Raw genomic sequence first — 7,860 nt, forward strand, 5'->3', positions numbered from 1 at the left:
CCACGCCCCCCCCGCCCCCCGCCGCCCCCCCCCACCCCCCCCGCCCCCGCCCCCCCCCGCCCACCGCCCCCCCCCCCCCCCCCCCCCCCCCCCCCCCCCCCCCCCCCCCCCCCCCCCCCCCCCCCCCCCCACGGGCGGGGGAGTCGGGGCGGGCGGGTTGTCCGGCGGGCTGTACTGCATGGCGACACGCCCGGACGCCCGGCGGCGAGGCTTTGCCTTCCGGATCCTGCAGGCGCTGATGCGTGAGGGGGATGCCAAGGGCGTTGGCCGCTACTGGCTGCTGGTCATGGCCTCCAATTCCGGAGCCCGGGAACTGTACACCCGCGCCGGGTTCCACACCGTTGGCCGGTACCTGTACCGGCAGGAGCGGCCGAAGCGGCACCTGACCGGCTGTTGACGCCGGAGCCTTCAGTCTCCTTGCGCGGCTGACTCCCGGGCTTCCTTGTACCGCAGGAGCCGGTAGGTAGTGGCGGACGCCAGCAGGAATGAGACAAACGCATAGGCTGCACCGGCCGCGAGGGTCGCCACCGGGTCCGCGCCGGTCAGGAAAAGCGTGGCACCGGCGAGCAGGGCGGAGGCCGATCCGGCACCCCAGGCGGCAGCCCGTGCCTGGCTCTTGAGGGACGGAAACGGCGTATTCCACGCCTGCACGAACAAGCCCACAACGGCACCGGTGGCCGGGGCCAACGCCATCCCGGCTCCGACCGGCAGGCCGATCAGGACCGGCATGATCCCGATTCCGCCTGGTCCCCAGCCCGCGGCGAGCTCGGGCTGGATGGCCCGCTGGATCGCCGAAACCGCGCTTAGGACAGCGCCCGCACCCGCGCCGGCCGCCATGCCGGCAAGGACCGCCAGCAGATACAGCGGAAGCAGCAACGATCCGAGCTTTTGTCCCGCGGTCTGCCTCATGGAACCACGATATCGGCCAGTCGCTGCGGGTGTCCGCCGTTGCCGGCTGGCAGGGGGCCGCCGGGACTGGCTTATGCCCCTATGGCCGGACTATTCTCCTGTGCCTGGACGGCGGGCGAGAAGAACTGCCTGCGGCGTTGTTTCGTAAGTCCGTGCCGGGCGGGTCATCCGGGCGACCAACGCGGAAGAACTCGGCAAATATCCGGGGCAGATCCGTGGGCGGCGAATGGATGATCGAATACCAGGCGAAGACCCCGCCCAACTGCATATCCGCGAAAGGGAGGTCCGCCAGTTCGCCGACCTCAAAGCTGAGCTCTGGATTGGACCGCCGGGCCACGTCGATCATGCCGCCGGACACATCGATGCCTGACACGTCCACTCCCAGGGACGACAGCAGCCGGGTCATACGGCCCGACCCGCAGCCGGCATCGACTACTGAACGGGCGTTCCCCTCGGTGACGTGGGCGACGAACGCTTGGATCATGCCGCGGTCCACCGGCGCTTCGAAACTGGCGTCGGGCAGCACGCTTGCGTAGCTTTCTGCCACCAGATCGTACGTTGACCGGACGGTGGCAAGGCGATCATCAGCGCTCATCTGGACAGGCTACCGGGGGTGTTCTGACTGCGCAGCCGTGTCGGAGGCGATTCGCCCGGTGGGCATTGTCTCGTCCGCTCCTGAGTCAGCGGTCACGAATCAGAGCTGTGGGTGATGCGGGCGGGAACCCTGGACGATTCGCTACAACAGTCGAGGCCTGACAACGATCTGGACTTCGTCTTCGTAGAGGACGGTTCCTGGATCGTCCGAGTGCAGCACCTGGTACTCGACGTGGTGCCGCCTCAGGAGGTCCTCGTAAAAGTGCAGATCAGCGAGGAGATGCTGCGCTGTGCTTTTGAACCAGGACTGGGCTGTTGGGTTGATCTTGCGATCATAGACGGATGCATCCACGGCTGCAGGGTCCGGATACGCGGCATCGGCCCGGTCGTTTGCGCGGCGCCATTGACCCGAGTCGACTGCGCTGAGTTCGCCACTTTGGGCAAGACCGTTTGCGAGAGCGAAAATGCCTGGATAAGTGCCTCGGAGGTTTGGACATGTTGCCTGGTAGCGGACGTACTTCGACAGTTTCTTGGTTTCCACACCCGTAGCATTCCATGGTCTTCCGAAGACGGTCCGGTTGGTGTGTCGAAAGTCGACGAGCGTGGCTCGCGCAGGTCCCGGCTACTTCCGGCTGGACCTGTTCGGCTCCGTGGGCCATTGGTTGTTGGGCTGGCTCCCGGTAGCCTGCTGGGATGGTCGAGGAAGAGGAAGAACTGACGGGTGGAAATGCGTCCGAAAGTGTTGTGCGCGTTGGTCACACCGTCCGAAAACCTTGGCTGGAGAACTCGTCCGCTGTCCAGGAGTATCTTAGTGCGCTCCGATCGTCAGGGGTGGACGTTCCTCAGCCTCTGGGCCGTGACGAAGAAGGTAGACATGTGGTCGAGTACGTCGAAGGCATTCTCGCGCTGGATCAGTTGCCCCTCGATCAGGAGGATTTGCTGCGGGTTGGTCGGATGATTCGGCAAATCCACGATGCGAGCGAAAAATTCGTGGTCCCGAAGCCAGGCACCAGGGGGATGCTGCTGCCCGCGGCGAATCCGAATCTGATGTGCCATAACGACCTCGCTCCGTGGAACCTCATCGTGGGAGACCGGTGGGTGTTCATTGATTGGGATGGTGCCGGGCCCAGCACCCGGTTGTGGGATCTGGCATACGCCGCGCAGTCATTCGGCATGCTCTTCGAAGGGCAGGCAGTGAAATCAGCTGCTACGAGGTTGCGCGCTCTGGTCGACGGCTACGGCGCCGACCTGGCGTTGCGCGAGGCGCTGCCGGCCGCAATGGCGAAACGGGCTGCGGCGATGTTCGAAATGCTACGTTCCTCACGTGAGAGTGGGTTCCAACCCTGGGCAGATATGTTTGCGAACGGGCATGGTGAGCATTGGCGCGCCGCTGCCAACTACGTGGCTCAAAACAAGGCGGCATGGGAACAAGCAATCGCTCAAGCTTGAAGACAGCGAAGACCTTTCTGATCGTCACCGTGTGCAGCGGTGCCGGCACCAGCGCGTGCAGGCCAATCGGCAATGTCGGAGTTATCCAAATTGTTGACGAGTTCCTGCCGCTGGGCTCTCAGGCGTGCAATACCCACTACAGGGGAGACCCGCGACGGGTTCCCATAGGGGGCGTTGTCAGGGTTCACCGGGTCGTGCATAGTGATACGCACCGAGTGTTCCCGCCCGAAGGGATGGACAACCAGTGGAATCCAAGCCAGCCTCTGAGGCGATCCGTGCAGCCCATCGAAAACTGTCGGAGGCGCTCCCGTTCAGCGACCGTGCCGACTTTGTCGATGCAGACCGGGGGTTCATCGCAGCTCTGGACCCTGGCGTGGTGGGTGCATCGGACGGCCGGGCTGTCTGGGACAGCGACAGCTACGCATTCCTCTCAGGAGAGGCCCCGCCGTCGGTCAACCCCAGCCTCTGGCGCCAATCCACGCTGGTCGCCAAACAGGGTTTGTATGAGGTGGTTGAGGGCGTTTACCAAGTGCGCGGCCTGGATCTTTCCAACGTCACGTTCGTCGAGGGCGACACGGGAGTGATCGTGATCGACCCGCTGATCTCGACGGAGACGGCGGCCGCGGCACTCGCCCTCTACCGCACGCATCGGGGCGACAGGCAGGTTATCGCCGTCATCTATACGCACAGCCACGTAGACCATTTCGGCGGTGTTTTCGGCGTCGCGTCGCAGGAGGCGGTGAACGCCGGTCACATTGAAGTGATCGCACCCGTTGGTTTCGTCGAACACGCGGTGTCCGAAAACGTCTACGCCGGGACCGCCATGGCCCGGCGGGCAGGCTACATGTACGGCGCTGCCCTGGATCGCGGGCCTCTTGGTCAGGTTGGCGCAGGTCTCGGCCAGACGACGTCGACTGGAGAAGTCGGACTCATAGTACCGACCCTCGACATCAGTGAGACTGGCCAGACGCACACTGTCGACGGCGTCGAGATCGAGTTCCAGATGGCGCCGGGGACAGAGGCGCCGGCGGAAATGCACTTCTACTTCCCCCGGTACCGGGCACTGTGTATGGCCGAAAACGCGACCCACACCCTGCACAACCTGCTGACCCTGCGCGGGGCACTCGTCCGCGACCCCCACGTCTGGGCAACCTACTTGACCGAGGCCATCGAAACCTTCGGTGCTCGGACTGACGTCGCCTTCGCGTCCCACCATTGGCCCACCTGGGGATCCGATCGCATCGCGGACTATCTGGCCACACAACGTGACCTATACGCCTACTTGCATGATCAGACCCTGCGGTACATCAACCAGGGGTACACAGGATCGGAGATCGCCGAGATCATCGAACTGCCGCCGGCACTGGAACGTGCCTGGAGCACCCGTGGCTACTACGGCTCCGTCAGCCACAACGTCAAGGCCATCTACCAGCGGTATATGGGATGGTTTGATGCCAGCCCCGGGCGACTCTGGCCGCATCCCCCCACCGAACTCGCGATCCGGTACGTCGAGGCGATGGGCGGGCTCGATCAAGTTGTCAAACTCGCCCAAACAGCCTTCGAGTCGGGAGACTTCCGTTGGGCGGCGACCCTGCTGGACCACGCCGTCTTCGCCGACCCGGACCACATTGCAGCCCGCGCCCTCTATGCCGACACCTTGGAACAGCTCGGGTATGGCAGCGAGAACGGGACCTGGCGGAACTTCTTCCTTTCGGGCGCCACCGAACTCCGCGGAGGCAACTTTGGCACCCCGGCCGTGACGGCAGCGCCAGCGATTCTCGCCCAGCTCACTGCCGAACAGATCTTCGACTCACTTGCGATCTCGGTCAACGGACCCAAGGCATGGGATCTCGACCTGACACTCAACGTGACGTTTACAGATCTCACTACGAACTATCGGGTGATCCTGCGCAACGGCGTGCTCATGAGCACCCCACGGCCCGCCGATGCGACGGCCTCGGTGAAGCTTTCCCTCACCAAAAGCCGGATGCTCGCGCTCCTCAGCGGGGACATGGACTCTGCCGGCATAGATATCGACGGTGACGCCACCGTCCTCCAAAACCTGCTCGGCGTCCTTGATAAGGGCGATCCGTCGTTCAACATAGTGACTCCGTAGCTCGCCTGTTCCCGGGAATGCCACGCACGAAGTTCTCGATCTGGTCAAGTGCGGCTGAGAAAGTCCCGTTCCTCTCACCTCGGCGGCCGCCGTCCCAGAGCCCGTGCCGCGTCGTCCAGTGTCCATCGGACTGCCCGGACGTGCCAGCCATCGTTGGAAAGTACCCGGATGCTGGAGCTACAGTTGCGGCATGCCCAAGCTGATTGAACCTGCCAGTCGGCTGCAGGCTGCCTGGCTTGAGGCGCGTGCCGAGTGGGGTGCCGGCGTCCACGAGGATGGGTTCGGGCTGTTGACCACCGACGACGTCGATTCGCCAGCCGGGTTCGCAGCCTGGCTGGAGCGGCTGGTTGGGGAGTCGGAACGCTGTATGTACCGCTGGATCATTGAGCGCGACCAAGTGCTCGGCGGGATTGCGCTGCGTCACGAGGGAAACGATGTTGTGCCGTGGGCCGGACACATCGGCTACGGCATACGGCCGTCGGCCCGCCGGCGCGGACTGGCAACCTGGGCGCTCGGCCGCATGATCTGCGAGGCGCGGGCACTCGGCATGGAACGCTTGCTGGTTGTTTGCGAGGCAGAAAATCTTGCCTCGGCGAAGACCATCGAACGACTAGGCGGCATCCTCGAGGATGACGCCAGGGACGGACCTGTGCTGCGCTACTGGATCAGAACCGGTGAGCCAGGGATCTGAGTCAACTGCGAACGCATCCGGCCAGATCGCGGCGTCGCCTTGCAGTGTAGGCGACCCCACTGATCGGGGCACGGCTGTCAGCGCGGGGGCTGAAACCGTTCCCATGCTGATTGCCTGGTCATTCCCAGCGACGCGCCGATGCGCGCCCAGCTGATCCTTCTTTCGCGCGCGGTTCCGACCCAAGCACCCAAACGCTCCTCGACCTGCGAGGCGACGGCGGCGATCTCCGGCAGGTGCGCCAGCAGTTCGTCGTCAGTCATTCCTGACCAGGGAGCCCTGACCGTTGATTCTTTCTTGCGGCTGAACAATTCCATGGCCGCCGCGGCACAGTCCGGGCAGATGGCAACGCCGGGACCAGCCACCAATCGACGTGACGCACTGGCCGGTCCTGCGCAGAAGCTGCACATCAGGGGCCCGGCCAAAGGCAGGTCCTGTCCCATGACACTCTCCTTCGGTTGACTCATAGACGATCTCCAGCCTACTTGACGCGTCAGGTTTTGCCTGACAGGTTGTCAGGCGTGACCTTACAACACCAGATCGACGCCGGAAGCCGGCCACCGCCCGCAGTGCCTCTGATGGGGCTGATGGCTTTCCGAAAGCTGTGGACTTCCAGCGCGTTCGAAGGGGTCGGGGACGAAGCAAGCCGCGTCGTGATCCCGATCATTGCGGTCTCAATGCTCGGGGCTGGCTCCTGGGAGGTGGGGATCATTAACGCCCTCGGTTTGAGCGCGTTCCTCGTCCTGGGTCTGCCGGTCGGCGTCTGGGTGGACCGGCGCCGTCGGCGCAGGCTGATGATCACCGCGGACGTGGTCCGCATGGTGGTGGTCCTCAGCGTTCCGGCGGCCTTCCTGGCGGGTGCCATGACAATCGGGCACTTGTTGGTGTGCGTGGCGCTGATTAGCGTCGCCGATGTTGTCTTCACTACGGCACATGGAGCGTTTGTCCCTTCGGTGGTGGGCAAGGATCGGATCAGCGACGCCCAGGCCCGGCTGCAGTCGGCCGCCAGCGCGGTCGCCGTCGGCTCCCCGTCCGTGACGGGGACGCTGCTCAGTGCCGTTGCTGCACCGTTTGTGCTGGTGACAGCTGGAATCTCCTACGCCCTGTCGGCACTGGCTCTCCGGAGCATCAAGGTCGACGAAGACATCAGGCGAGCCCGGGAACACGAGGGATTCTGGCTGACGGCCCGGCGCGGCTTGTCCTTCACCGTTCGCCACCCGGTGCTCAGGGGCCTATTCCTGTCAGGAATGATCCTCAACGCTGCGACCATGTTCGGCAGCGCGGCCCTGGCGGTTTATGCCCTCAACGTCCTGGGACTTGGCCCCGCTGTTTTTGCGCTGCTCAGTACCTTCGCCGCCATGGGAGGGCTCGTTGCCACACTCGCAGCGCCGGCCATCCTGACACAGCTAGGCATAGGAAGGACGAGGATTCTCGCAGGCGTGGCTTGCGTCCCGGTCGTTGCCCTGACGCCGCTTGCTCCGGGCCTGCCATGGTTCCCGGCCCTCTGGCTCGGCGTCTCCGCGTTCGGGTGGGCCTTCCTCGTCGTGGTCATATCGGTAGCTGGCGCCGGTATCATCCCGCGTATCGCGCCCTCCGGCAGGCTCGGAACAGTCATGGCCAGCAACAGGCTCTTTGTCCTCGGAATCATGCCTGTCGCCAGCCTTGCCGGTGGTGCGCTGGCCTCACGGATAGGTGTCCAACCCGTGCTCTGGATTTGGGCCCTGCTCGCCGGCGTCTCCGCAATCCCCATCGCACTTTCGCCGATGCGGAGCTGGACAAATTTCCCTGCAGGCTTCGACAGCTCGAGTTTGGATTGACTCGAGCCACTGCAAAAAATGGCCTGAGCGCTGGCGGGGCGAGGTCTAACCCGGCAGCAGAGTGTCGTCAATGGCTCGCAGCCAACTAAATTGCGGATGGCGGACTGCTCCGTGGTGGTTCCCACTACGGGCAGGGGGCAGTCCTGGCCTCAGTTGCAGCACCGCCGGCGTCATCACTAAATTGTCGGTGGCTCGCGGGATCATAAGAGTGTGGAAAGCAGGGCAGGGTGGAGTGCGGAATGCCGGGAGGCGGTGGACGCCGTTACCGCGTCCGTTGCTGCGCTGGC

The 7,860-nt window shown here is 64.5% G+C and carries 9 protein-coding genes; 5 read left to right on the forward strand and 4 right to left on the reverse strand.

The window, feature by feature from the left end; translation table 11 throughout:
- Positions 1–157 precede the first annotated feature (157 nt).
- Positions 158–397 (forward strand): GNAT family N-acetyltransferase, encoded by a 240-nt coding sequence (locus AC6EUH_RS18165; protein ID WP_499739487.1) that lies wholly within the window; start codon positions 158–160, stop codon positions 395–397.
- An 11-nt stretch (positions 398–408) separates the two neighbouring features.
- Here AC6EUH_RS18165 and AC6EUH_RS18170 read toward each other — a convergent pair whose 3' ends face one another.
- The 3 genes from AC6EUH_RS18170 to AC6EUH_RS18180 form a co-directional block, all read right to left on the reverse strand.
- Positions 409–909, reverse strand: coding sequence for a hypothetical protein (locus AC6EUH_RS18170; RefSeq protein WP_499739488.1), 501 nt, complete (start codon positions 907–909; stop codon positions 409–411).
- Positions 910–988: 79 nt separating this feature from the next.
- Positions 989–1,504: a class I SAM-dependent DNA methyltransferase gene (locus AC6EUH_RS18175; RefSeq protein WP_499739489.1), complete on the reverse strand. Its 516-nt coding sequence runs from the start codon at positions 1,502–1,504 to the stop codon at positions 989–991.
- A 141-nt stretch (positions 1,505–1,645) separates the two neighbouring features.
- Positions 1,646–1,855 (reverse strand): hypothetical protein, encoded by a 210-nt coding sequence (locus tag AC6EUH_RS18180; protein ID WP_499739490.1) that lies wholly within the window; start codon positions 1,853–1,855, stop codon positions 1,646–1,648.
- Between the two features lie 341 nt (positions 1,856–2,196).
- On the opposite strand from AC6EUH_RS18180, the gene AC6EUH_RS18185 reads away from it, so the two are divergent.
- The 3 genes from AC6EUH_RS18185 (at position 2,197) to AC6EUH_RS18195 (ending at position 5,759) form a co-directional block, all read left to right on the forward strand.
- Complete coding sequence (locus tag AC6EUH_RS18185) at positions 2,197–2,952, forward strand: phosphotransferase (RefSeq protein WP_499739491.1); 756 nt, start codon at positions 2,197–2,199, stop codon at positions 2,950–2,952.
- A 244-nt stretch (positions 2,953–3,196) separates the two neighbouring features.
- Complete coding sequence (locus AC6EUH_RS18190) at positions 3,197–5,068, forward strand: alkyl/aryl-sulfatase (protein WP_499739492.1); 1,872 nt, start codon at positions 3,197–3,199, stop codon at positions 5,066–5,068.
- Between the two features lie 190 nt (positions 5,069–5,258).
- Complete coding sequence (locus AC6EUH_RS18195) at positions 5,259–5,759, forward strand: GNAT family N-acetyltransferase (protein WP_499739493.1); 501 nt, start codon at positions 5,259–5,261, stop codon at positions 5,757–5,759.
- 77 nt (positions 5,760–5,836) lie between these two features.
- Here the strand turns inward: AC6EUH_RS18195 and AC6EUH_RS18200 are convergent, their stop codons facing one another.
- Positions 5,837–6,199, reverse strand: a complete 363-nt coding sequence (locus AC6EUH_RS18200) for a ClpX C4-type zinc finger protein (protein WP_082492678.1) — start codon at positions 6,197–6,199, stop codon at positions 5,837–5,839.
- Between the two features lie 144 nt (positions 6,200–6,343).
- Between AC6EUH_RS18200 and AC6EUH_RS18205 the strand changes: the two genes are divergently transcribed.
- Entirely contained in the window at positions 6,344–7,573 is a 1,230-nt protein-coding gene (locus tag AC6EUH_RS18205) for an MFS transporter (protein ID WP_499739494.1), read from the forward strand.
- Positions 7,574–7,860 lie beyond the last annotated feature (287 nt).

It is taken from the genome of Arthrobacter sp. 001422645 (genome assembly GCF_059816125.1).